Source organism: Candidatus Anaplasma sp. TIGMIC (genome assembly GCF_028204095.1).
GTDB lineage: Bacteria > Pseudomonadota > Alphaproteobacteria > Rickettsiales > Anaplasmataceae > Anaplasma.
On sequence record NZ_JAQLOH010000009.1, the window covers coordinates 1 to 25,138 of the forward strand.

Here is a 25,138-nt window from a genome sequence, read left to right on the forward strand (position 1 = left end):
TCGACCACTCTTCTAAAGTTCACTGCGAGCGACTCCTACAGATCAAGCTGCGTACAAATTAGGCTAACCACTCTATCCCTAAGCAAAATCCTTGCGATGCTAAATCCAGGGATCCGATAAGTATCATTGTTTTGCATAGGGTAAGCAAGAACTTTATCGCCCTGGACCAGTACAGGCAACCCGCAAGCTACCTCCCTGCATAGGTGTTTCATATATTCTGGCAGAGGCTTTGTTCCCAACGGGGTCACATATAACGTGATGTCTCTATCAGAAACAACAGACCCGTTTTCAGACTTACCACAAGGAGTTATATCTTCCGCCTTGAGCACTCCTCCTGCGATGCTTGACTTAGGGCAAGAGTCTTCTTCTACTACATTGCTGAATGCCAATTCAAACCTGCCGTCCCAGTGTATTGTTGACGGAATAACCACATAGGTTTTTGTAGCTATATGCCTAACCTCCCTGACAATAGTAATATTCCCATCTTGACTTTTCAGCACCTTGCAGCCATGCATGGTAAAAGGAGAAAAATCCTCGTCACTCCATATTTTTGCAAATGCAGCGCTGAAATTTTTATATCTAGGTTTTACGGTTTTGTTGCCCATTGTCATGAGAATGAAGAGTAATAACCTGCGGGCAACCTCCTCGTGCACCTTGAAAAGCTCTTGCGTTTTTATGATGACGCAGCCCCAGGGGCTAAACTCCAAGCAGACATCTACAGCGCTTTGCACGTAGTGTAGCATGCAATGCAAGGCTCTTCTCATGTGCTCCGATGTTACGCAAAGCCTGCTAATTAGGATGTCAGGATTACCAGCCTCGCTTATGAATCTCCGATAAAAAGTCCGCTTGTATTTTGGGTTCTTGTTGCTGTTATCCTCGATCCAAGGCTGTCGCTCTTGGTGGGCGTAATCTTGTATTTCTTTGCGAGTGAACTCCAATAGAGGACGGAGTATAGTGATGGAGCCAAGTAGTGAACGTTCTCTCATACCTGCAAGCCCATCGATCCCGCTACCGCGCTCAAGCCGCATCAACACCGTTTCTGCCTGATCATTCTTGCTGTGTGCGGTCAGTAAAAATTTTATTGAGTTTTCAACACACCACTCCTCAATCAATTGGTAACGGATAGCACGTGCCGCCTCTTGTGTTTTTTTTGGAGTGTGATTATTCCAGCTAAGTATTTTACATTCTAAACCAAGCAGCGAAGCCTGGGCCCGAACGAACAACACCTCATTTTCTGCTTCAGGACGAAAACCGTGATTGACCGTTAACACAACGGGAACTCCTGGCGAGCCACATGTACGTACTTTGGCTACGAGTCGCATGAGTACAATACTGTCCACACCGCCAGAGACTGCTACAGCGTATTGTGTGTTAGGCACAATACTGCACAGCTTCTCTAAGGCACGGGACTCAAATACCACGGATATCTCTAGAAAACGGAAAGAGGGGGATTCGAACCCCCGACACATTGCTGTGTACACACTTTCCAGGCGTGCGCTTTAGACCACTCAGCCATCTCTCCCCGGGTCGGATTCTAACAGAAAAGACAGTACTTGTACAATTAGGACTACAATAATTACATTACGTAGAGAAAGCTCTTGCATTGCATACATCCTACGAGTACAGCTTGATGTTATGCATTGGTTGGGATGGTGTAATATCATATGAAGCGAGCGAAGGGCAGTGGTATTTGTATTGCTACCACAGCGTCATTTGTGGGCATGTTTGCCGCGTTGCTAGCGGGATTTCTTCTTGTTCCCATGATAGTAAACATCTTGAACAATCACAGTGATTGGCATGCTTTTGCGTTTGCGGCATGGGCTTCAGCTATGGTAGGTGCTCTTTGTGTATCTAATGGAAAAAATCCACGTTCCGTACAGGGGCCTGAAGCAGTGTGCTTGACGTGTTTGGTATGGATTGTACTTGTGTGTTTGGCTGCATTGCCATTTTATTTTGCAGAGTCTTCCAGGTTGTCATACGTAGATTCTGTATTCGAGGCGATGTCTGGTCTTACTACCACTGGCGCGACAGTTATGACTAATTTGACTGAAAAATCTCCCGGCATATTGTTGTGGCGTGCGATGCTTAACTCTATGGGAGGTCTCGGTGTTATTACAGTGGGAATCTTTCTGTTGCCTAGCATGAAGATTGACGGGCTTAGAGAGATATACGCAGTAGAGGCAGTGGGCAGAAAGCTAAGGTTTGGAGTTTTCAAGACGGTCTTATACGTCACCACAGCGTACATAGCTCTCACGGTGCTGTGCAGTGTATCTTACAAGTTTGCTGGTATGTCAGTGTTTGATGCGATATGCCACGCGTTAACAACTGTATCTACGGGAGGATTTTCGAACTACGACGACTCTGTAAGACATTTTCAGAGCGTAAAGATAGAAATCATTGCCATGATTTTTATGCTTCTTGGGTCCTGCCCGCTAGTTGCATATTTACACCTCGTTATGTACCGAAGATTTAGGAGCTCTCAGTTCCTCGTATATTGTTGTTTTGTGACAATTTGTGCATTAATAAGTGCGGCTGTGCTGCGCCATTGTTTTGCATCTGGTGAAGGGTACTTTGGCACACTACGGTACGCGGCATTTTCCATAGTGTCTCTCAGCACGTCTACCGGATATAGCAACTGTGATTACAGCAATTGGCCATTTGTTGCGGTTTTAGGTACGGTACTAACATTATGTGGTGGCTGTGCAGGGTCTACCAACAGCGGCATAAAAATCTACAGGCTCCAAGTAATAATATCAGGCATCTACGAGCATATCATGACTATTGTGCGTGGTGGTGGGTATATGGTCAGAAACATTAGCGCGATCAAACGCGATATACGCCAAGAGGCGTGTTATGTTGTATGCTTGTATATGCTCGTCCTAGGTGTTGGATGCGCTGTAGTATCAATGTATGGTTACGACTTAACTACTGTCGTTACGGCGGTATCAAGCACATTATCTAACACTGGCATCGGAGTAGGAAACATAGTTGGTCCTAATGGCAATATGAGCGGACTACTGCCGAGCACGAAGGTGATTCTCGTGTCGATTATGCTTCTGGGCCGGCTAGAGATTGTGCCGGTAGTGGTAGCTCTGGTAACAGTGTTACGGATTGGTTTTTTTCAGATGAAGGGCATTTGGTGCAAGTGTGAAAATACTTGATATGTTTCCATAACCATATAAGATTTGCGGGGGCGTAGGCCCAGGAGGCCCGTCGTGGAGGAGAACCATGTCTTTGTTGCATTCTGCGGTTATCACTGAGCCAAAGAGGGGTGTCTTTGCGGTTCTGGATATGGGGTCCACGAAGATCGCATGTCTTGCGGTTCGGATAAATAGCGAGGGATTCCCGGAGGTTATCGGCGTTGGATATAGAGCATCGAACGGAATTAGTGGCGGTGCAATAACTAACAAACATGATGCTGGGTGTGCAATCCTGTCTGGGATTGACCTGGCAGAGCAGGTATCTGCACAAACAATAAGCCAGGTATACGTTAGCGTGTCAGGGTGCGGCATCAAGTCTGTTAATGTGTCCAATGATGTCGTGTCGGACGTGCGTGAGATATCAGAACGGGACATTAAGAGGGTGACACTCAAGACTTATGACCGGTTTTCGGGTGATGACATAGTCATTCATAATGTTCCGATGGCATATCATCTTGATAGTCTCAGTAATGTGTCAGAATTGTCCGGTCTTTACGGCAGCAAACTTTGTGCTGATATGCACGTTGTTACGGTATCCAAGCCAGCCCTTATAAACGTTGAACAATGCATTACGGGTAATAACCTGATTATGGGTGGCTGTGTGGCTGAGCCATATGTGTCAGGCTTGTCGTGCCTCACCGAGGATGAGAGGGAACTTGGCACTATGGTTGTGGATGTCGGGGGCAACTACACGTCTATGGGCTTTTTCTACAAGGGCAAGTTTGAAAGGGCTGATAGCATTCCGTTTGGTGGCGTTCATATCACAAGAGATGTTGCGTATGGTTTGTGTACCAGCGTTAAGGATGCAGAGCGTATCAAAATACTACACGGTAGCGCGATATGTTCGGCGGCAGATAAAAACTACTCAGTGGAAGTCGATGATATTGACGGAGCATCTAAGTTTGTATCTAAGGCGGATATAGCGTGCATAATACGGCCACGCGTTGAGGAAATCTTTGAGTTCGTGAAAAGCAGAATGGATGACCATAGAAATATCGTCAGTAAAGTTGTTCTAACTGGTGGGGGCAGTAAATTGGCAGGCATCAAGGAAGTCGCAGGTGAAATGCTTGGACGACACGTAAGAGTTGGGTACCCGTTTCACGTGAAAGGAATGCAGCCAGAGTATTGTGGCAAACCTGAGTTCGCTGCGGCAGTGGGCACGGTAATGCTTGTGGCACGCACATTTTATCGCAGAAGCAGTGATCGGACACCGCCCAGGGTACACGGAAATCTTGAGCGCCTCTTACGCTGGCTAATCACGAAAGTTGAGGCGTGACGCAGTGCCAGTTGAGGAAAACCTGGGAAATATGGCCTCATGTTAAGTGTGGTGCGTTGCCCGTTTTGGCCCGAAATATGCAAGTCAATTTTGCCTTAGTATTATAACCGCACGAGAAGCGGGGATCATAGCGCAGCATAGATTATATATTGTGACATCTTGCGAATAATGCAGAGCGCAGTTAGCGCGGTCACGGATTCTTGTGCCAAAAACAACGTGCAAGAGTAGAAATTGTAGCGTCGCTAAAAATTGCATCCAAGGAGCTAAAAAGCACCAGAGTAGTTAGCACATTCATTGTTTCTATGGTATGCACAAAGCATATACTTCCATAGAAAACCCAGCGCAGCGTTGCTGCCTATCGTAAATTATTCATAAAATATTAGACCTTTAGCAGAAGGCAGCAAAAGCCACAGCGGGAAGCAAGGCGCTAACAGTAGCAAGGAGCCCCACAGAACCACAGACACGTACCTAATTAATCAGCCCCGCAGCTACACACCGAAAGACCGCAATGCACTAATGCAGCTTTTTTGACAAACCCTCGTCACTGTCTGTTAAAGATGTTATTTCCCCGCCATCAGCATTGGCGTCACGTTCTTCCCGAAACAGCTCAGCAGTTGCACTAGCAGCTGTCTCCGCAGCGGCTAGACGTAAGGTCCTGACGAAACCATCGATACGGGCTTCGATTTTCCCAGTGGCAGCATCTATGCGTTCACCAAGCATAGTTTCCAGGTCTTTCCGCCCGCGCTCAACCAAAGCTTTACACCGGTCTTCCGCATGTTGCAGAATGCCTTCCACCATTATATCCACCTCTCCCTTTCGAGTAGTCACATCTGCTAGCATAGCGGTTAGTTTCTCGGACAGCGTCGTAGCTTCCTTCACCTCACCCTCCACTTTGCTTGTGCGACTTGATATAAACCTCTTCACGAACCTTCTAGTCGGATTAAAAGCCAAAGCCACACCTACGCAAAATGCCAGATCCACTATCAAATGCGCACTCATCATAACTTCTCTCCGTACAACCCAGCGACTATCTTCTTCAGCCTGCCAATCTTAGTCTTACTCATGTCACCACGGATCCTGGCATAATACATCGATGCCACTTCCTCGGTAAGCAGGAGCACGTCTTTCAACTCTTTTTTCGCCATCTCCTCCAAGGCGGAGTCCACCTCCTTCAGCATTTCGTCGACTTCATGGTCCAAAAGAGCAATAGCAGCATCGCAAGTCGCCCGTAACTCTTCCATTTTCACTTGAACCATCTGCTCAGCACGAGCTTGCGCACCATCAAGGAGTTCTTGATACCGTTGTAATATATCAGCTACCAACCCGCAAGCCGCAGACGATGCATCCACAGCACCCGCACGTGACACCATTCTGCTTCGCACCTCAGCCTCTACCCTAGGGACCGCAAAGCACCTTACCACCGAATACAGCAGCAAAAACGCACACACGAACCAAAAAACCTGAGAGGGGTAGAGAGAAAAATCTAATTGCGGAACAACATCCATGACACGCTATCCGGCAACGAATATCAACAGCAAAGCTAAAAGGAACGAGAAAAGCCCCATCGCTTCAACTAAAGCAGCACCAGTGTAAACGTATTTCTTCAACTTATCTTCTGTTTCAGGGTTGCGAGCAATACCATTAAGCATGGACGAAAAAACAGAAGCTACACCCAAAGCGGACGCAACCATACCCAGGACGCTCAACCCAACAGCCACAAACCTCAGAGAGTCCATAACCACCACCAGTGCAAATTTCAATCCTACGATTATAAAGGCTCGACATCTTAAGTCAATCGGTAATTAAAACGCCAAACGCCGGATTAGGCAGGAGCAAACAATGGCTTGCCTTGCACGGACAACAGCATTACAGCACGAACTAGATTGCGTAAAAGCCATCTCGCACACTCTAGCACTAGGCCACGAAAGACCACCGCCTAATGTTTAGACACGGCGTCGGACAAATATACAGTGGTAAGAACTGTAAAGATATACGCCTGTAGTACTGCAACGAAAATCTCAAAAGCTATTAGCACCATTATGAATGCAAACGGTAGCGGGAACAGAACTGGGTGCATTTTCAGCACAAACTCTGCTATAACCGCGATTATTGTGTGTCCAGCAATCATGTTTGCGGCCAAACGAATTGCCAAGCTGACGGGACGAGCCAAGTACGCGAAGAGCTTGATAAACACCATCATTGGCGCAAGCCACAGAGGAGTGCCCTCCGGGAGAAAAATCCTGAGGAAGTGTAAGCCCTGATGAGAAAACCCAACAACTGTTACACTTGCACATACCACTATAGACAGTGCCAGCGTCACGGACACGTGGCTAGTGGCCGTAAAGCCAAAAGGTACGATTCCAATAAGGTTGCATGCCAAGACGAACAAAAACGTGGTAAGCACAAGGGGAACATACCGCAAGCCTACCTCTCCAGCATTACTCTCTATTGCACCAGCAACAAAGTTATATATCATCTCTACTGCGGCTCGCGGGCCGCTTCCGTAAGACACAGCCACCCTATGGCGCAAGGAGAAAAGCAGCAAGACCGCCGACCCCAGAGATGCAAGAATCATGAAAAGTGCGCAGTTAGTGAAGCTAACGTCCAACCCAAAGGGCATTTGGACTTCAAGCAACCTAACTACTTTAAACTGCTCAAGCGGACTCAAACCACACCAAAACTACGGAACCATGGTCTCAGTATCACGCAGAACAAGCAAGCAGTCAACCGAGTCGTCGATGTTTTACCGTATCAACTGTCAAAGTGCTGTGAGAGCTCATATTCTGTGTGGGTCTGTTTATTCTAAAAACTGCACGAAAAATTGCATCCTACGCGCAAAATGGCACAATGCGTGTTTGCGATGCGTTTTGGCCGGATGTATACTGGGGCGCCATTCCAAGGTACCGTTATGTCAACTCAGTTTCTCAATGCGGCATTGCCTCACATTTCCTCTGGAGGATATGCAGAAGTTGCTGAGTATGTTGCAAATTCCATACACATAGGGGCTGGAGTACTATCAAACCTTACGGGCATTGTTGCGGAATATGCGAAAAAAGGGTTCATAGTTGCGGATGTGAATACATCAGCGCTTCTTGATACAAGAGTGCTTCGAGGGTTTGAGCACTACGTTATTCAGGGCGAATACTTCGCGTCAGAACAGCTGGTCAGAAGCGTAAGAGAGAAATCTAAATGTGCGGACCTAATAATCGCGCTAGGAAGTGGTTCCATTAACGACATATGTAAATACGCAGCTTACGTGGACAATAAGGAATACATATCGTTCCCCACAGCGCCTTCTATGAATGGGTATGCGTCTCCCACGGCGTCAATAACTATGGACAGTGGCATAAAGAAATCCCTAGTGGCACGTCTTCCAAAAGCCATATACATAGACGTTGATGTTTTGGCGAATGCCCCGCAGCGGATGATAAACAGTGGGTTTGCGGATTTCATCTGTAGGTCTACAGCCCGCGCTGACTGGCTCATGGCGCATTTGTTACTAGGCACTCCGTACGATGAGCTTCCTTTCCTCATTACTGATGTGAGCGAGAACGCACTGTTGGAAATGTATATGGGTTTAAAGCATCGGGATAGAGAAGCCATTATAGTGCTTATACAAGCCCTGATTCTTTCTGGTATAGGTATGCTCATTGCTGGTGGTAGCCAGCCTGCGAGCCAAGGGGAGCACATTGTAGCGGGTGCTACAGAGCTTCTGGATAATTACAGCTTCTTTCATGGTGAAAGGGTGGGGGTGGCCACCGTCTGCATGGCAAAGTTGCAAAGAAACATATGTTCAACACTGCCGCGGATGCATGCAACGCTACTTTGCGAAGGTGACATACAAAAACATTTCGGTGGGCGTTATGCTGAGGAGTTTTGTAACACGTTATCGAAGAAGTATATAAATGCGGAAAAGGCTGAGTGCCTCAATGACGTAATATGCGCAAAATGGACGGAAATTTCAGATATGATTGAACCCAAAATTCTAGATTCAGTGCGTCTAACAAATGCGCTAGAATACTTGGGTGCTCCCAGCATGCCTGAGCATATGGGATGGGCGGCTGAGCGGTATAACAGCATAGCGAACATTGCTTTTGCAACGAGAGATAGGTTCACGTTTCTTGACATAGCTCACCATTCGGGGGTCTTTGTAGCGTGACGCGTGGTCCTGGTGTAACGCGATCTACTGCTTCCTAAAGAGGTACTATCTGTCCGGACAATCTACTCTGGGTGTGCTCTGTCCTTAACTCAAGTTTGGGGCAAGGAAGAATGAGCGTTTTACTTTGTGCTACGGTTATTCTTTTGTTTTGGGATTATGGCTCCAGCCAAATTTGCGTTAGCAAACGTTACGTCCTCTAACACGGCGTCTGTAAAGTCTGAGAACGACAGATTTGCACCTGAAAAATTAACTCCACGCATATACGCATTCAGAAATTTAACTCCGGCGAATATTGAATTTGAAAAGTTGACATTCTGTAGGCTGATTCCGCTCAAATCAAGATAAGAATAGTTTACCTCAAACGCGTTGTTACGCGTGTTTTCACCTTCCAGCAACGCGTAGAGATCGTTGATATTTGAAATTGCCCCTTCTGGAGACGCAATGCCATTGTTGAGCACTAATGCGTTTTTAAACGTACAGTTACCGAACTTGGCCTCCGCCATTTTATTGCCGTGTATACTTGTTCCATCAAATACCGATTTTCCAAAGTGCACTTCGGTCATGTCGCTGCCGAAAAAGCTAACCTTTTTGAACGTGCTGTTTCGAAACTTTGCTTTGTTGAAGTTGCTGTTGTACACGATTAGGTCATGCAACTGTGCGGAATGCCACAGTGTACCGGTGGCTTTCAAGCCGCTAAACACAGACTTAGCCGCACTGGTATGACTTAGCAGTGCAGCTGTTAGGTCTACGTTTTCAGCGGTTATTCCTTCGATATGGGCATTACGCAATGATGAAAAACTCATATTAGAGTCTGATATGTGTGAATTTTGGACAACCGCGTCATTAAGTACTGCCAAATGTAGCGAACTGTGCGTAATCTGCCCAGAGTTTAGCGTCACTTCTCGCATATCGGATTCCTGCAACATGGATTCTGATATCGTAGCGCCGTTTAGCACAGACTGCCGAAGCGTGGCATTGCTCAAGTTTACCCCTACCACCACGGTGTTTTCTAGTAGCGCGTTGTCAAGATTAACGCTTCGAAGATCTGTGTGGTAAAGATCAGCGGCGTACATATTAACATTGTGCAAGTCGGCCTTATACATGCTAGCGGAGTGAATACTTGCTATCTCTAGATTCGCGAAGCTCAAATCGCTACCGGTCAAATCGGCAAAGTCCAGAGTTGCGCCATACATAACGGCATGCTGCAGAGAAGACTGATGCACCCGTGCATTGCTCAGGTTTGCTCCAAAAAAGTTGGCTTTACGTAGGTCGCTATCCCGAATTAGTATGTTTACGGCCTCGGCATCCTTAAAATTTGCGCCTTGTAAGGAGGATTGTGTTATTGATGCGGATGCTAATTCCGCACTAGCAAATGTAGCATTAGATCCCGTAACATTTTTAAGATGCAGCATCTGCATATCAGAACCTACAAATGACGCACTGCTTATGTCCGAGGATGTGATTTTAACCCCGCTAAGATCTGCAAGCGCCAAAGTTGCAAACTTCAAATCCACATTTTCGAAGCGAGATTTATTCAAGTCAGTGTTTGAAAAGTCTGCTCCACGCATGTCGGAGTTTGCGAACGTTGTGTTGGATATATTGCTATGTCTGAAATTCGCATGCGCGAGATTCACGCCTTCAAATACGGCGCCACGCATGTCCAGCTCACTGAAGTCCGCCCCGTGGAAATTGCTCCCAAACTCCTTTCCAAAGTTTGGCGCGATGCCTTTTGCGTTGCATTTAGTTATATACTCCCGAAAGTCTTGCCGAGTATAAGTAACCTTCTTCATATTCTCGACGTCTTTAACGAAAGAGCGCCTGAGATCCTCTACATCGGATGCATGCAGAGAACAGGATAAAACAATGCTGAGCAAGCAGGCAGTAACTGCCAGTATCAACCTCTTGCGCATTATTCCAACGTGCATCCTGAAACTTGCTTCACCCATAGGCCAACTGAAACCAATCTCCTCAAGCCGCGTTCATTGTAGTGCGTAAAAGTTCAAATAAGTATTAACCTCCTTCATGCGTGACGCTACCATGCTAAATCCTGAGGAGTTATCTTATACCTTTTTTGACATAATTTCAAGTTTAGAGATTGATATGTTCGTGCGCTTGGTAATACGTATGGCCTACATAAAACCGGGGCACAATACACCACATGTTGCACGGTATATTTAATAGGTGTTGTAGATGCAGTGCTGCATACCCGAGCTGAAAACGACACCCTTTCATTGCGTGATATATTCATACTAACTGGCGGTGGCTCAGGACGAGACTGATCTGATGAGGAAACACCAGCACTGCGAAGCGAAGCCTTGGAGACCTGTAAGGACTATGTGCTTATGGTACAAGTTGGACTATAATGCCGCGTGCTTGGCAATGTTGTTAATGTGTGCAATGGTTTAAAAGATTCGATCGATTCAGACCATGAGAAAAGTTTGCATTGTTGTACTGCCATTTGTAATGCTTTTAGCTTTGGGTACATGGCAGGTTTTTCGTCTCAGGGAGAAGCTACAGATAATCAGCGCAATGCGTGCCAATGTGGAAATTCTGGCGCCAAAAGAACACTTGCGAACTCGTGAATATAAGAAAGTGAAAATTCTTGGAACATACAGACGTCAATACTTTAACGTGTTTGCGGGCGTTAAGGGGTATTATTTGCTCCAACTTTTTGAAATGTCTGATGGTAGACACGTCCTCGTGAATAGAGGTACGCACAGTGGTAATAAGGAGTTTGAATTACGCGGTGACCGAGAGAATGAGTACGTTAACGGCACCATGTATTGTAAACTAGATAGCAGGGTAAAATGGGTAGCGGCAAACGACCCTGGTAAAAACATGTGGTTTTGGTTTGACATAAAACGCATGTCGGAACACATTCAAATTTCACTGGAGCGCTGCATTGTTTGGGGTGATGAAACTGCTGCCTTTTCCCATGTGGTGCCTAATTTGGGGCTTAAGGTCAGGAATGACCATCTCGAATATGCAGTGACGTGGTATATTTTAGCGCTTGTGTGGGCGGGAGGCTGCATAGTTTTTCACAGAAAAAGGTCCGCAAATGAGTATTGAACACTGGGAAATACAGGAAGAAATTCTCCAGGGTTAACTGCTCACTCAATTTGTATACCGCGCGACTTACTCTGCGTGCAGCAGTGAATGCCGCAGCCGACAGTACCCACCGAGGAAAACATAAGTGCAATAAAGCTAAACTTCTTCTGTACAGGCTATGTCTCCGCCCATTTTACGTCCTCGATATATACATGAGAGCACAAGCAGGACGAAAAGAAATCCCCCCAATATTGCCAAAGCGCCTCCGGAGGAAAAACAGTATTTCGCTATCTTTGATGCTGTGTCAGGTAAGTATGTTACTTTTCGCAATGCACCGTACCCTCCCAAGAGTTCAAGGCCAGTAATATGACAAAGCTGACCCACGGTATAGAGCCCGAGCTGTATATTTCTCCAGGCCAACGGCACGCTTCTATAGCCCAGACGAGGTAACATTACATATACAAACCCCATGAAAGCTGCAGTCATACCCACTACGCATCCGTGATAGTGCGCGGGGATGGTAACAGTACCGTGCATACTCAAAATGCCAAGTACGCCGCCGTATGTAAACATTACCGCTGCATAGAGCAAATAGCGATTGCTCCGCAGTGTAAGGAGCTTTATATTGCCAAGCGCAAAAAACACTAGATACAAGGGTACTATGCCTTCAGCTATACGCATGTGCCAGGTAAAAAATTCCGCCAGAGCGGCGAAATCTGACGGGTAAACAACATGTGATGCAGATGCTATTACTATGGAAGCCGTATTGGTCACGAACACCGCGCTTATTAGATATGGGTGAGTGAATCTACACTTTTTCATCTCCAAAAGCAGTACAACAAGAAACGCTTGACTAAATACGCCCTGCAGCAAATGACCAGCGCCCCAGAACACATGTTCGTAAAACGACAGGCGATCCATGCCGGGTCCTGTAGTAGCATGTGCGGAAATGAAACATACAAGTACAGCCGAAAGCATCGCCGAAATTCCATAGACTCCTGCCGATACTGGAGAAGCTGTAAGGGTATCAGCACGGCGCAACAGGGGTAGGGTGTTGATCACCACTCCGGCAAAAAGTAATGTAAGCCCTGCGAAAAAAGTGGTGTTATCGATCACAGGAATGTAGTTGCTCTTTATTGGAACGGCATGGCTACTCACTGTAGATAAGCCCATCAGTATGGTGCCCACTGCTGAAATTGCCCACGAATGACAGAAGTATTTTGTCTTTTTCTGGATAGTCATACTCACCAGTATCGAGGATATTGAGCACAACCAAACCAACACGGAAAAATTCACATGTATTACCAAAGACAGATCAAAGATCCTGTCCGGATCTGTCACTAGAGCCTTGAAGAACGGAATTCTAAGGAACACTATCAGCACAGACAGGATGCCTGATATACCCAAAGCATGCACTCCTGTTATAAGCCACCAGCGGCATGACTCTTTATTGTCACTGTTAACGGAAACCATAATTCACTATAAGGCCGCGCTGTAAGTAGCGTTCATGGTACAGGTAACGAATATGATGTGTAAACAAAAAAGGATTTCACAAACGGTAAGGACAAAAATTGCAGTTTGTAATAAGCAGATCTTTCGATAAGTATATTTTGTGTGGGGATAATGGAGCTATAACTTGACACACCCGTATATATGATTCTAAGCTGCTGTTGCAGTGCTGAAGCACGGGATAGTGCGGTGTGCCTTTGCGTAGTACTATGGGATTCATGGTTTTGCGTCTTCACGCCGCGCATAGCGTGGCATCTGCATTACCTCTGGAGGCTGTGCTCTGGTGGAGCTTTGCAATGTGTGTGACTAGTTTTGTGAGTGTGGTGTTGGATATCTTCCTTGTTTTAAGTGGGTATACAAACTCAGGGTTGCAATACGTGCTGCGTGGTTGCCGTTTTAGTTTCTGTACGATTGTGTAGCCTGATAGAAAAATGCGCTGTGTGTTTTGTAAGGTAGCGTCTTGAGGAAAATTCTTCCCAACTTATTGACTGTACTTAGGGTTTTTGCAATACCAGCAGTTGTGGCGAGCTTCTACATTAACTGCACGTGTGCGCACTTTGTGACGTTTCTTATATTCATTTTTGCGTGCATTACTGATTTCTTTGACGGATATCTTGCTCGCAGGTGGGGCGTACAGTCCAGATTTGGAAGGGTTTTTGACCCGGCTGCCGACAAGCTGATAGTAATTTCAACGCTAGTGATGCTCGTACACGCGGATAGGATATCCGGCGTGTCAGTCATATTCGTTATCGTTATAGTATGCAGGGAAATTCTTGTGTCTTGCATGAGAGAGTTTCTTATGGCAGCACAAATCAGCATTCCTGTAAGTGAAATGGGGAAGCTGAAAACGGTCACTCAAATGATTGCAACCGCATTGTTGATTTTGGATGACGAAACAGTAACTCAAATAATATCCACTACGCTATTGTTCCTTAACAATGCAATGTCCACCCAAATTCTCTCCATTGTACGAGTTGTTTTGTATGGTGAACTTGTGGAACGTGTAGGGGAAGCATTCCTTTGCGTAGCAGCCATTCTGTCTATACATTCCATGTTCCTGTATACACGGGATGCCCTCGTGAAAACAAAAAGCTGCTAACACGTTACTGCCTAGCAAACGCATCTGTCCTGACGTTGGAGTGCGACTAGTGGCAGAAGCTCCGCAAACCGGTAAAGTACATTGGCACGCTGCTTAAATTTGCCGCTTCGATTACTTCTTTGTCACGAACCGACCCTCCAGGCTGCACTATTGCAGAGATTCCTGCAGAAACGGCATGCTGTATGCTGTCTGCGAACGGGAAGAACGCATCTGATGACAACACCGCATTTGCGCAGTTGCCTGCTTTCCTAATAGCAATTTCTACACTGTCAACACGACTCATCTGCCCAGCTCCAACTCCTATAGCGCGGCCATCACGAGCGATGACAACAGCATTGGACTTAACATGTTTACACACCTTCCACGCAAACATTAAGTCTTCTAATGCCTCAGGCGTGGCAGCCGCCTCTGTTACCAAGTCAAAGTCTCCAATCTCCACGGCTACACTGTCACGTTCCTGAACTAACAGGCTGCTACACAACGTACTTTTGTAAATTAGCTGCGTACCCTCATATGGAATGGACTTTATTATGCGAAGGTTCTTTTTTGCTGTTAGCGTCTCGATAACGCCATCATCAAATCCTGGCGCTACCACAGCTTCGACGAAGATTCCCATTATCTTCCTTGCTATATCAATAGTCATATTCCTATTGAATGCAATTATGCCGCCAAAACTGCTTCGTAGATCACATGATATAGCCTTGTCATAGGCACACCCTATATCATCCGAAATAGCAGCTCCGCAAGGATTGCTGTGCTTTATCACTGACACAGCGGGCATACTAAACTCAGCCACTATCTTCATCGAGGCTTCTATATCAACGATATTATTATAGCTCAGCGCCTTTCCATGCAATTGCTCTATAGGCATAGGCCTATGTCCGATATTATAGAGAGCGGCCTGCTGATGAGGGTTTTCACCAATTCGTAGATCTTGTACCTTGCTTCCACACAGCACAATCCTATCGGGGAACAGCTCTGTATCTACACTAAGCCAACCATGTATTTGAGCATCATATGAGGCGGTTAATGCGAAAGCCCTCGCAGCCATCTTTTTCCGATACTCTATTGTCGTAACGCCGCTGTTATTTGTGATCTCTTCGAACAAACTATCGTAGTCCTGCACTCCGGGTACAACTGTCACATGAGCATAGTTCTTAGCCCCAGCACGCATCAGAGCAACACCCCCTATATCGATCTGCTCCACTATGTCTTGCTCCTTCGCCGCAGACCTCTTGCAAAACTCACTGAATGGGTAAAGATTTACCACCACGATGTCTATTTCATCAATGTTCCACTTCTGTGCTTCTTTCGCATGTGAAGTTCTGTTACTTAATATGCCAGCAAAGATTTTAGGATGTAGAGTCTTTACGCGGCCATCCATTATTTCATCGTGCCCCGTATAATCTGACACCTCTACCGACGCCACCTTGGCGTCCATCAAAAGCTTGTGTGTATTTTTTGTGGCCAATATGCTATATCCGTTTCCCACCAGGAAACGCGCCACTTCCACGATTCTCTTCTTGTCTGTCACAGACAACAGAGCAACTTTAGTCCCTGTATTATTACTAACCACCACAACCACACTATTTAATTAATCATTGCTAATATCTGTGCCTCAGATACCAGTACGTCTTCCACATACGCATTGCATTCGAACCTACAACTCTGCCCGCGTCTATGACTTAAGCTTGATTTTAATACCAGGACATCACCAGGGACCACAACCTTGCGAAATTTCGCAGAATCAATAGACATGAAAAAGACAGACTTATCAGGATGGATATTTACACCAGAATCATCACAAACAACGCACAGCATAGAAGCCTGCGCTAAAGCCTCCACAATCAGCACCCCCGGCATAACTGGGTTGCTAGGAAAATGACCCATAAAAAAAGGCTCATTACATGTAACATTCTTTACGGCAGTTATATGCTTACCAGGGCTGCAATCCAACACTCTATCCACAAGTAGAAACGGATAAGAGTGCGGCAAAGCCCGCATAACTTGTTTGTGATCTAGCTTCATCATTATGTACTTCTATCAATCTCCCAAGCTAACTCGAGACAAGTCTTTGTTCAGTATTTCCAAAATCTTCTCCGTAATGTCTACGCTGCTGACTACAAAAGGAACTTGCCCACGGGTCATAAATAACACCATTGCTGCCCCTTCGCTATCCGCGACCTGTTTGGATATTTGCTGTATCTTTTCATACACCTGCCCGATAGCATTACTGTACATAGCTTCCAATTCTGCCATCTTAGTCTCCACATCACGGTTCATAGTGTCTACAGATTGCCTGAATTCCATCACTTTTGCTTCAAAAGCATCAGAGCTCAATATACCTTTCTGCTTTATAAGCTCCTCTTCCTCCTGATGCAACTTCTCGCTACGCCGCGAGAATGTTCCTTGCAGCTCTGTCCGCCGGCGATCAATCTGTGCTCGGATGTCTTTGGCAACGAGAGCCTCGCCCAATATTCTGTCTGAATCCACATAAAGCACTCCGACCCGTTCAGTTTCTATTGTCGCAGCTTGAGCAACGCCATGTCCAACACATGCTAGCAGAACAAATAGCAGTGTAACCAGCCTAAACCTAACCATAATCATAACCCCGCGTCTGTTGAAATTCTCAGCATATCCTTGGAATCGAACTTCTCAGCCACGATAGGAAATCCGAAGTCGACTCTTATAGGCCCGAAAGGTGATTGCCAAGAAAAACCAAACCCCACCGACACTCTGGGCAAATCACTAGTCCTAAATCCCTCCACTTCCTTGTAATCAAGACCAGAGAGACTTGCTATATCAAGGAACAACGAACCTCTGACCCCCAAGTTGTCTGGCAATCCTATAGGAAAGTCCAACTGTGTAACGGCTCCGTAGTACAGCTTTCCTCCCAACGCCTCACCGGTCTTTATATCTCGCGGCCCTATACCAGAAGACGAAAACCCCCTTATTTCACTGTTTCCCATGAAAAACCTTTGTCCAATCTTAACGTGTTCACCAGCATAAGCAAACACGTACCCGAACGAAGGCTTGACCTTAAGCGTTATCTCGTCATGAAACCGCCGCAGGACATGATACACATGCGCACTGGATACCTCAGTTTTCACATAGTGCAAGTTGCCGCCCACTCCAGATACAGACTGACTCATACGGATCATAGTTCCGCGTTTGGGCTTATAAGGATTGTCTATACTACTATATAACAGTGAATATCCCACCGACGAATCGAAATGTACACCCTCCTGCTCTTTTATGTACTTGGACGCAGAGTTACCAACGTTGTGTATACTGTGGTACTTGTAATAATACTGCAGTGACGCAGCTACGCTATCAGTAAGACTACATGACAATCTGGCAGAAAAACCTGCGTTTGTGCTGCTAAAAGGGCTGTCAGAAGGGAATAACCCCCCAAGACTTTTCGCCGGAGCACTACCTTGCCTTGAGTAAAAAGAGCCTATGCCGAACGAGACCTCACTATCGAATATGTCTGGCGTAACCAAGTCCAGCGTGCTCGACATTCCAGTAAGCGACCTCATCAAATCAAACGCCACCACTTTTCCTGTGCCCATCAGGTTACGTTCTTTTATGCTTACTTTTCCTACTAATCCGCTTGCAGGAGAAAACCCAGCTCCTATGTCAAACGAACCTGTTCCACGCTCTTTCACTGTGAAATTGAGGTCCACTAACCTTTCGGATATTTTCTGCGTATTCACATCCACAGTTTCGAAGAAATCTAGGTTCATGAGCTTCTTCCTAGATTGCTTCATTGCAAAGGTGCTATAGACGTCTCCTTCAGATATCCCTAACTTTCTTCGCAGGACTACATCTAAAGTCCGCGTATTTCCCGCTATGTTGATTCTACGTACATATACACTCTGACCGAGAGATACCTTGTACGCAACATTCACTGCGTCGTCTTTGATAGTGTAATCGTTTTTTACGGTAGCAAAGAGATTACCACGCTCGTTCAGATACGCAGTTAGCAATGCAGCGGTTCTTTCTACCAGACTCATGTCAAACACCTCACCTTCACGAGTTAAGATCATGTTGGCGAGTCTGTGTTCCTCCTCTTCCTTTGTTATGGGACCATCATCTATAGTTACGGTTGCTGTACCAAAGTGGTACTTTTTCCCCTCTTCCAAGGAAAAAATAACTGTTGCTTCAGCTAAATTTGACCCTACCTCTGTAGTAGTTGACCGCACTTTAAAATCCAAGTACCCACGACTTGTGTAATAATCACGCAAAAGCGATTGGTCGACCATTAGCCTCTCGGCAAAGAACTTTGTGCTGTTCCCAAAGAAACCAAAAATATCCGTTAGTGACCGTTCCTTCGAAGCTATCACGTTCTTCAACTCCACATCTGAAAATGTGTCATTTCCCACGAACAATATGTTCTTTATCCTTGTTGTAGCGCCTTCTTCGACCTTTATAATAATATCAACATAGTTACGGGGCGCAGGAACCACAGCGTGTGTAACGTTAACTCCCAACAGTCCACGACTCTGGTAAAGGGCATGGAGGTTCGCCAGGTCTCGTTCCAACTTTGCCTCAGTGTAAACGCTCATCTTTTTCAGCTTGAGAACGTCATTTTCCAGGTTTTTGTCGCTGAACACATGGTTGCCCTTTAGGATTATATTCCTAACAATAGGATTCTCCTCCACAGTTACCACCAGTTCTTCGTCCACGACCGTTACATCCACCTTTTTGAAAAGCGACGTGGCATACAAATTCTTCAAAACCGCATCAACGTCCGTGGCAGCAAGCTCCCCAGGCAGTGTAACCTTGGCATAGAACTCCACAGTGGCAGCATCTAGTCGCTTTGTTCCCTCAACTCGTAACCTTTCAACCGTCCCAGCCTGTGCCGTGACAACAGTAGCGCACATAAAGGCCAGTAGGGCAAAAACTAAAAAATATCTCATATGTCTCATTTTAAAATGCTCTTGACGTCGTTGAAGGTGACAAAAACCATCAGAGATACCAGGAGCACAAAGCCTATTACCATAACTATGCTGCAATGTCTTGGATCCAATGTTTTGCGTCTAAATACCCACTGCAGGACATACTGCAACATATACCCTCCATCCAGCATGGGCAAAGGCAGTAAATTAATCACTCCTAGGTTTGCAGAAATTAGCCCAACAAACCTCAGCCCTTCTTTATTGCGGATGGCATCTCCAGAATGCTTAGCTATACGCACAGGTCCGCCTAGCTCATCCACACTCCGTGAGCCCGTAATGAGCTGCACTACAGCCGTCAGTGTTATCCTCACAATCCTGTACACACACCCGAAAGACTCACGCGCAGCACTGATGACCGTCAACCGCCTACTTCTTGCATTTTCCGGCGATGCACTCGCAGTTATCCCTAGCTTTTTTGACCCATCAGACCACTCTTCAGGACCTAGTGACAGATGATGTAGCCTTTCATTGCGCAAAAGGCCAATAGTCAGATAATCGCCTTGACTGCCTGCTATATAGTGCCGTATTTCCTCAAACCACGTCACCTCATGTCCATTTATAGTAACGATCCTATCCCCAGTTTCAATGCCTATGCGCGCCGCAGTGCTGCCTTCTAACACACTGCCAACCACTGGTAGCGGGCTCATTACACCCCGAGTGCTAAAGAGCAGAAAGAACACCAGAAGTGAGAACAACAAGTTCGCAGCAGGGCCGGCAAAGGCTATAAGAAAACGCTGCCACAGTGGTTTCTCATGGAGCGAGTTGCGCCGCTCACTCTCAGAGATATCTGTTCCTATGACATCACCGAACATCTTAACGTACCCACCTACGGGCACTAAGCTGAACTTCCAGCGCGTACCAGAGCCATCAGTGATACCGAAAAGCTCAGGGCCGAATCCCAGAGAGAAAGTCTCGATTTTTACCTTACAAAGCTTTGCAACGGAATAGTGACCGTACTCATGAACAAACACTACTACCGAGAGCACGAGTAGAAAAGAGGCCACGTAAAATGAACCCTCCTGAAAAGCGCCGACAGCCCGCGCTAAGGACAACATAAGGCCACTCAACAAGCTCGAAAACCAGGAGCATGTTATACCATATTTATATCCTTGACAACACTATTGTGCCGTATAAAGTTTCTGGGTAGTGGCTTGGGTTGGCTTGCGGAGTTCTGATTAGTGAGAGACCTAGATACCCGGCGAAGAAGTAGATTATTGTACCGCAGTGTTCACCGAGGCTGTAAGGAAATGGATATACTTCTTGGTAGTTTCGCCCAACGGCATCTGCACCTTCTGAGCGAGGAGCAGCTTGCCAGATATGAGGAGATTACAGAACTTGATGATGGCCTATTATATGCCTACATTGTGGGTAGGGCTGCAATTCCAGAAGGGATAGATCGAGATCTTATAAGGCTTATAGCCGGTTACGCAGGGAGAAAGGGTGAAACAGGGGTTGTGTAGTCATGGATGTGGCGCTTTTTAACGCACTTGCGTTGTCGTTTATAGGTGGGATAATTCTCAACTTCATGCCGTGCGTTTTTCCCATTCTTTCCCTGAAAGTTGTTTCTGTTCTCAAACGCAGAGCGGAGGGAGATAGCGGCGCGCTTCAAGACTGTGCATCATACACTGCTGGGGTACTCGTCGGCATGCTGGGTCTGGCGTGTGCGCTATTGTTGTTTCGTGCAACGGGAAGGCTTTTGGGATGGGGGTTTCAGCTGCAATCGCCCACACTGGTTGCTGTGTTGATGAATGTTACGTTTCTCGTCGGTCTATCGTTTTCGGGATGGTATGAGATTTCTACTAAGATGCCCATGGTTGGTTACAATGGGTCACGCAATCTAGGTAGCTTCTTGGCAGGGGTTCTGTCTGCGCTTTTGGGCACGCCGTGCGCTGCGCCGTTCATGGTATCTGCGATTAGCTTTTCTATCCTGCAGCCAGGATTTACTTCGATTTTGATTTTCCAATTCATTGGTCTAGGTATGGTCTTTCCGTACCTGGCATTTTCCTTCATTCCAGGAGCAAAGGCTCTGTTGCCTAAGTCTGGGACATGGATGGAACATTTGAAACAGTTTTTGGCGTTCCCGATGTACCTAACGTCGGCATGGCTTCTGCATGTTTTAGTTAGCCAGAAGGGCTCTGGGGTTGTATTTCCGGCAGTTTGCTCTGTTGTAGGACTGGTGCTATTTGTGTGGGTCCTAAGGTTGGTATTTAAATCTGGGTCAGCTATGGGTGCTGTGTCGCTTATGTTGACAGCCACATTTGTACTCATATCTTCCTATTGTATTGGAGGCATCTACGATGGCGGGGCAATGCACGGGCAAAGGCAGGTCATTGTTGCCGACTTTACTATAGATAAACTGCAAAAGCTTCTGGACAGCGGAGCTACTGTTTTTGTGTCTGTAGGCGCGGAATGGTGCCTCACGTGTAAGGCTAATGAGCTGATAATAGCCTCACCCGGTGTTCAGGAGGTGCTGCGTTCTAGAGGCGTTACGTACGTGAAGGCCGATTGGACAAGTATGGATGCAGAGATAGCCAAATACTTGAGTACGATGGGAGCAGGCAGTGTCCCTTATTATGCGTTATATGTGAGAGGCAAGCTTGTGAATGACCACATACCCCAAATGTTTAGTGAGAGCAAACTGGTTGAGATCCTACTTAGGAACCTGGACGATCCGGCAAGGGCTTTGCCGTAAATCCCGCTACGGTTTCCAGAGCTTCCGTGAAGACTACTTACCGAACTTTTTGTGAAACAACGATTTCACATAGTGGCAAATCCTACAACGCGGGTAGATTGACTTTGAGGCGTACACGGGGAATTTGTACTCCAGGGTATTTCTCACTCTAATTGTAAGTGTTCCAACTCTTTGTCCCTTTTCTATAGGCGCGCTTACGTCCTCTTGAGCTGAAATGAATGCCTTAATGTTATGTTCCATGCTTTTTGGGTAAGTTGCCACTACGTCTTCAGAAACGTATACAGGTAATGTAACTCCGCGTCTGTGGCTTACCGGTACTTCTCCCACTATGCTACCTGCCTCGAACACGGTTTTAGTGCCAAAGCGGTTAAAGGCATACGAAATAAGCTTTTTAACTTCGTATGCACGCTCTGTTTCTGTTTGTAAGCCATTGACCACTACTACTACTCGGCGTCCATCCTTAACCGCCGAAGCTATAATGCCATAACCCCAGTCTTTTGTGTGCCCGGTCTTAATGCCATCAACCTCTACGTTGTTATAATTCAGTAACGTATTGTAGCTTTTCTGGACAATGCCATTGTAGGAAAATTGCTTCTCTCCGAAAATGCTGTAGTATTCGGGGAAGTCGTGCAGTATCCTATTGGCGAGAGTCAGCATATCCCTCACTGACATTTTATTCCCTCCGGGCCAGCCGGTAACATTCACGAAGCTACTGTTTTTAAGGTCCAACGCTTTGGCCACCTTATTCATCTCCTCGACAAATTGTTCCTGCGAAATATACAAACCTTCGGCCAAGGTAATGCATGCATCGTTTCCAGATACTACAGCAGCCCCTCTGATCAAGTCCTTTACGGTTACATATTGTCCTGCCCGGAGAAACGCTGATGGAGTCCCGGCACTATGTGCGGTTTTGCTGACTTGAAAAGTGTCCCCCAGGCTTATGGTCCCTGCTTGCAAGTGCCTAAAAACTATGTACAACGTCATCAGCTTGCTCATTGATGCTGTATGGGTTGGGGTGTCTATGTTCCGTTCAAACAGTATTGTGTTGGAGCCATACTCAAACACCACGGCATGGGGTGCCTTGGTATGGACAGAGGCATGAGAACTTAAGGGATACACCGAAGCGTAAGCGAAGACCCAGAGTGCAAAAAGCTGCAAACTGAAACGCATTACTGCTCTGGAAAAACGAAACGGGGCAATCATACTGGTACCATGCACGATTAGTATCAAAAAAGCTCTTGGGCACTGTTGTCACTAACCCATAGCTCAACTTGGTTCGTAGAACATGAACAACAGCAGCCTTTTAGCATAAGTAGCACGCTTCGGCAATGGCGGTATTACTATGTTGGCAATGATGGCACCATTGAAATATGTAGCTATATGGTAACGATGTTTGTTTAGGCAGGGCGACTTTCATGTAGTGTTAAACACCGCAGAAGTTGAGTGTGTTATAGGGCACATTGTGTGGTGCAAAAATCTGCTGCCGTCCCTTAATAAAGAGTCTTAGCACGAAATATAGCCCACGGATGGGTATTTCATGGGATGTTTTTTACTTAGCGCTATTACGATTTCTGAAACGTATTGCATATCGAAGGCATGTGTGCTCGTAGCAGTGGTGCTATGGAGAACACCGTGTTTTTGTAAAGCGGTTATCTGAACTTTGCTGCTGCAGTGATGTCTAAAGGCTGCCACGGAAATTGGTAGAGTTGCTTTGCTCGCAGGACTGCCATAAGTGCGATATATGCTACGGCAGTGCTGTGATGAAGTGTAGTAGACCTTAAGGTGCGCATAAATTGTGCACCCGTATACAGGTGTCTATAGTTGTGATAGGGGCTGTGCGGCGAGATCAGTAGTCTCCGCAGTATTGTTTTGTAACTATAGTTCCGTGCATGATACGCGATCTTGCGGGACATCTAACCCAATGAGCAGCCCGGTACGCGGCATTTGTAATCTTGAGTCTGAACCATCAGAGAGGTGTATGCAGCCATACAGAGTAAAGAGATTACATGAAGATGTTGTAAGGAGTAATTGTTGTATTCATGAGTAAATACGTTACAGAAGTGCCATTTATTTGGTTCTGACAGGGTGTAGTACTGGTGCGTTACTATGTATGATGGCACAATACCTGCTTGTGGTACTCGAGGGTGAGTCTGTGAATGTGAAAAGTGCTCAGTTTGGCTATGCAGGTATATATCCATCTGTAGACAGTACAGCATTTGTCGCCCAAAATGCGAGTTTAGTAGGTGATGTATCTGTCGGGAAAGACGCTAGCATATGGTACGGGGCTGTACTTAGAGGAGACGTGGACAAAATTGTGGTTGGGGATAGTACGAATATACAGGACCTTACTGTCGTTCATACTGATCGTGCGCAGGGCAGTACGGAAATAGGTATGTGTGTAACCGTAGGACACAGCTGCATATTGCATGCATGTACAATCATGGATTACGCATTTGTGGGTATGGGGTCGATAGTTATGGATCGTGCGGTGATGGAGCGAGAAAGCATGTTAGCTGCGGGTTCGCTGTTAACTAAAGGCAAGGTAGTGAAAACAGGGGAGCTGTGGGCTGGCCGACCAGCCAGGATGTTGCGCATGCTAACTGATGAAGAAATACTGCACCTGCGCGAATCTGCAGAGAACTATGTAGCGTTGGCACGAGAGTACTTGTCGTCATTAGGTGCGTAATTTTAGTACTTGGCCGGCTAAGTTGCATGGAAGAAGTATTCAGGGGCGTTGCGTAACGGTCTCGGATCAGTTTTGTTACATGCTCTAATGCGGGGAAGATGCTCTCCTAGGAGCGTGGACTATTGCGTGTGAGGCATCCCGGTTGCTCCGGATGTGAATTTGGTACTGCAATTCCGGACGTGATTCACATGTTTGATAAACGATTCCGTAAATAGCAGAGTACTTTTGTGGGATATTTGGCCCATAGTGTAAGCATCCCAAGGCTCCATGTATGTTGGTATTGATAAATTGAGCTACATTGCGCGGCACTGAAGCTGATAGTGCCATAGCAGCGGTGCGAGGCGAGTGAGGCAGTACCTGTGTCACTAAGATCTGTATCACCAAGGAGCCTTTGGGTGACGTAGTAAACGAGTGGAAAAGCGAAGTATTTGGGTTTCAACTAAATAGCCACAAGCTACACGGTATAATAGCGTGAGCACTTAAGTTATTAAGTATTCGATCTGTGTTT

General features: G+C 46.3%; 21 protein-coding genes and 1 tRNA gene. 8 read left to right on the plus strand and 14 right to left on the minus strand.

What is annotated here, in order from left to right:
• Positions 1-35: 35 nt before the first annotated feature.
• Both tilS and PGW94_RS01720 read right to left on the minus strand, forming a co-directional pair.
• A complete protein-coding gene (gene tilS, locus PGW94_RS01715) occupies positions 36-1,421 on the minus strand; it encodes a tRNA lysidine(34) synthetase TilS (protein ID WP_271758018.1) in 1,386 nt (461 codons plus the stop codon).
• A gap of 16 nt (positions 1,422-1,437) precedes the next feature.
• Positions 1,438-1,522: transfer RNA gene (locus PGW94_RS01720), tRNA-Ser, on the minus strand.
• Between the two features lie 142 nt (positions 1,523-1,664).
• Here PGW94_RS01720 and PGW94_RS01725 point away from each other — a divergent pair.
• Positions 1,665-3,161, plus strand: a complete 1,497-nt coding sequence (locus tag PGW94_RS01725; RefSeq protein ID WP_271758020.1) for a TrkH family potassium uptake protein — start codon at positions 1,665-1,667, stop codon at positions 3,159-3,161.
• Between the two features lie 73 nt (positions 3,162-3,234).
• Positions 3,235-4,476 carry a cell division protein FtsA gene (ftsA, locus tag PGW94_RS01730; RefSeq protein ID WP_271758069.1) on the plus strand — a complete coding sequence of 414 codons (1,242 nt, stop codon included), beginning with the start codon at positions 3,235-3,237 and terminating at the stop codon, positions 4,474-4,476.
• A 513-nt stretch (positions 4,477-4,989) separates the two neighbouring features.
• Here ftsA and PGW94_RS01735 read toward each other — a convergent pair.
• From PGW94_RS01735 to PGW94_RS01750, 4 genes are all read right to left on the minus strand, one after another.
• Positions 4,990-5,478: a hypothetical protein gene (locus PGW94_RS01735; protein WP_271758022.1), complete on the minus strand. Its 489-nt coding sequence runs from the start codon at positions 5,476-5,478 to the stop codon at positions 4,990-4,992.
• On the minus strand, positions 5,475-5,981 hold the full coding sequence (locus PGW94_RS01740) for a hypothetical protein (RefSeq protein ID WP_271758024.1): 507 nt from the start codon (positions 5,979-5,981) through the stop codon (positions 5,475-5,477). The genes PGW94_RS01735 and PGW94_RS01740 overlap by 4 nt, the downstream gene beginning before the upstream one ends.
• 6 nt (positions 5,982-5,987) lie before the next feature.
• Entirely contained in the window at positions 5,988-6,212 is a 225-nt protein-coding gene (locus tag PGW94_RS01745; protein WP_271758070.1) for a F0F1 ATP synthase subunit C, read from the minus strand.
• A gap of 200 nt (positions 6,213-6,412) precedes the next feature.
• Positions 6,413-7,144 (minus strand): F0F1 ATP synthase subunit A, encoded by a 732-nt coding sequence (locus tag PGW94_RS01750; protein WP_271758026.1) that lies wholly within the window; start codon positions 7,142-7,144, stop codon positions 6,413-6,415.
• Positions 7,145-7,384: 240 nt separating this feature from the next.
• On the opposite strand from PGW94_RS01750, the gene PGW94_RS01755 reads away from it, so the two are divergent.
• The gene (locus PGW94_RS01755; protein WP_271758028.1) at positions 7,385-8,635 is read left to right on the plus strand and encodes an iron-containing alcohol dehydrogenase; all 1,251 of its coding nucleotides are present in this window, start codon (positions 7,385-7,387) and stop codon (positions 8,633-8,635) included.
• A gap of 119 nt (positions 8,636-8,754) precedes the next feature.
• Here PGW94_RS01755 and PGW94_RS01760 read toward each other — a convergent pair whose 3' ends face one another.
• Positions 8,755-10,581, minus strand: coding sequence for a pentapeptide repeat-containing protein (locus tag PGW94_RS01760; protein ID WP_271758029.1), 1,827 nt, complete (start codon positions 10,579-10,581; stop codon positions 8,755-8,757).
• Positions 10,582-11,062: 481 nt separating this feature from the next.
• Between PGW94_RS01760 and PGW94_RS01765 the strand changes: the two genes are divergently transcribed.
• Entirely contained in the window at positions 11,063-11,704 is a 642-nt protein-coding gene (locus PGW94_RS01765; protein ID WP_271758030.1) for an SURF1 family protein, read from the plus strand.
• Positions 11,705-11,839: 135 nt separating this feature from the next.
• On the opposite strand, the gene PGW94_RS01770 is transcribed toward PGW94_RS01765, so the two are convergent.
• Positions 11,840-13,156 carry a cbb3-type cytochrome c oxidase subunit I gene (locus PGW94_RS01770; RefSeq protein ID WP_271758033.1) on the minus strand — a complete coding sequence of 439 codons (1,317 nt, stop codon included), beginning with the start codon at positions 13,154-13,156 and terminating at the stop codon, positions 11,840-11,842.
• A gap of 496 nt (positions 13,157-13,652) precedes the next feature.
• On the opposite strand from PGW94_RS01770, the gene pgsA reads away from it, so the two are divergent.
• The gene (gene pgsA / locus PGW94_RS01775; RefSeq protein ID WP_271758035.1) at positions 13,653-14,291 is read left to right on the plus strand and encodes a CDP-diacylglycerol--glycerol-3-phosphate 3-phosphatidyltransferase; all 639 of its coding nucleotides are present in this window, start codon (positions 13,653-13,655) and stop codon (positions 14,289-14,291) included.
• A 46-nt stretch (positions 14,292-14,337) separates the two neighbouring features.
• On the opposite strand, the gene purH is transcribed toward pgsA, so the two are convergent.
• From purH to PGW94_RS01800, 5 genes are read right to left on the minus strand one after another with little or no spacing between them, the layout of a single operon-like run.
• Positions 14,338-15,867, minus strand: a complete 1,530-nt coding sequence (gene purH, locus PGW94_RS01780) for a bifunctional phosphoribosylaminoimidazolecarboxamide formyltransferase/IMP cyclohydrolase (RefSeq protein ID WP_271758071.1) — start codon at positions 15,865-15,867, stop codon at positions 14,338-14,340.
• Positions 15,868-15,881: 14 nt separating this feature from the next.
• Complete coding sequence (fabZ, locus tag PGW94_RS01785) at positions 15,882-16,319, minus strand: 3-hydroxyacyl-ACP dehydratase FabZ (RefSeq protein ID WP_271758077.1); 438 nt, start codon at positions 16,317-16,319, stop codon at positions 15,882-15,884.
• 15 nt (positions 16,320-16,334) lie between these two features.
• A complete protein-coding gene (locus PGW94_RS01790; RefSeq protein WP_271758038.1) occupies positions 16,335-16,892 on the minus strand; it encodes an OmpH family outer membrane protein in 558 nt (185 codons plus the stop codon).
• A gap of 2 nt (positions 16,893-16,894) precedes the next feature.
• The gene (bamA, locus tag PGW94_RS01795; RefSeq protein ID WP_271758040.1) at positions 16,895-19,213 is read right to left on the minus strand and encodes an outer membrane protein assembly factor BamA; all 2,319 of its coding nucleotides are present in this window, start codon (positions 19,211-19,213) and stop codon (positions 16,895-16,897) included.
• A gap of 5 nt (positions 19,214-19,218) precedes the next feature.
• Positions 19,219-20,307: a M50 family metallopeptidase gene (locus PGW94_RS01800; protein ID WP_271758041.1), complete on the minus strand. Its 1,089-nt coding sequence runs from the start codon at positions 20,305-20,307 to the stop codon at positions 19,219-19,221.
• A gap of 123 nt (positions 20,308-20,430) precedes the next feature.
• Here PGW94_RS01800 and PGW94_RS01805 point away from each other — a divergent pair, with 123 nt between their 5' ends.
• Positions 20,431-20,712 carry a succinate dehydrogenase assembly factor 2 gene (locus PGW94_RS01805; RefSeq protein ID WP_271758043.1) on the plus strand — a complete coding sequence of 94 codons (282 nt, stop codon included), beginning with the start codon at positions 20,431-20,433 and terminating at the stop codon, positions 20,710-20,712.
• 2 nt (positions 20,713-20,714) lie between these two features.
• Positions 20,715-21,944 carry a protein-disulfide reductase DsbD family protein gene (locus PGW94_RS01810; RefSeq protein ID WP_271758045.1) on the plus strand — a complete coding sequence of 410 codons (1,230 nt, stop codon included), beginning with the start codon at positions 20,715-20,717 and terminating at the stop codon, positions 21,942-21,944.
• Between the two features lie 33 nt (positions 21,945-21,977).
• Here the strand turns inward: PGW94_RS01810 and PGW94_RS01815 are convergent, their stop codons facing one another.
• Positions 21,978-23,147, minus strand: coding sequence for a D-alanyl-D-alanine carboxypeptidase family protein (locus PGW94_RS01815; protein ID WP_333939439.1), 1,170 nt, complete (start codon positions 23,145-23,147; stop codon positions 21,978-21,980).
• 949 nt (positions 23,148-24,096) lie between these two features.
• Between PGW94_RS01815 and PGW94_RS01820 the strand changes: the two genes are divergently transcribed.
• Positions 24,097-24,630 carry a gamma carbonic anhydrase family protein gene (locus PGW94_RS01820; protein WP_410519518.1) on the plus strand — a complete coding sequence of 178 codons (534 nt, stop codon included), beginning with the start codon at positions 24,097-24,099 and terminating at the stop codon, positions 24,628-24,630.
• Positions 24,631-25,138 lie beyond the last annotated feature (508 nt).